The following is a 469-nucleotide window of genomic DNA, read 5'->3' as shown; positions in this document are numbered from 1 at the left end:
CACCCTCGAGTACCTGGAGACGCGCGGCGTCCCCGTCGTGAGCTACGGCACCGATCGCTTGCCCGCCTTCTGGAGCCGCGACAGCGGGCTGCCCTCGCCCCTGCGGCTCGATACGCCAGACGCGGTCGCCGAGTTGGTCCGGACCAAGGAGGCGCTGGGCTTGAGCGGCGGCGTTCTCATTGCGAACCCGGTGCCGCAGGCCGACGAGATCCCCGCCGCTGAGATCGCCGTGCTGATCGAGGCTGCCTTGAGGCAGGCTGATGAGGGCAGGATCTCCGGCAAGGCCGTGACGCCCTTCCTTCTCTCCCGCATCCTCGCGCTGACAGGCGGTCGCAGCCTGGTCACCAACATCGCCCTCGTGAAGAACAATGCGGCGCTCGCCGCCCGCCTCGCTGCGGCGCTTCAGGGTCCATCGACCGGGGAGCCGCCGATCACGGCCACGGCATGACCCGCTGAGGAGCCGTCGTCC

At 70.1% G+C, this 469-nt stretch carries 1 protein-coding gene; it reads left to right on the top strand.

Annotated elements, in window-relative coordinates; translation table 11 throughout:
• A partial coding sequence (locus WDW90_RS38145; protein WP_336492875.1) for a pseudouridine-5'-phosphate glycosidase occupies positions 1-448 on the top strand: 448 nt, incomplete at its 5' end.
• Positions 449-469: the final 21 nt, after the last annotated feature.

This window comes from Methylobacterium nigriterrae (assembly GCF_037106235.1).
GTDB classification, from domain to species: domain Bacteria; phylum Pseudomonadota; class Alphaproteobacteria; order Rhizobiales; family Beijerinckiaceae; genus Methylobacterium; species Methylobacterium nigriterrae.
This window is presented reverse-complemented; position numbering and strand designations above follow the sequence as displayed.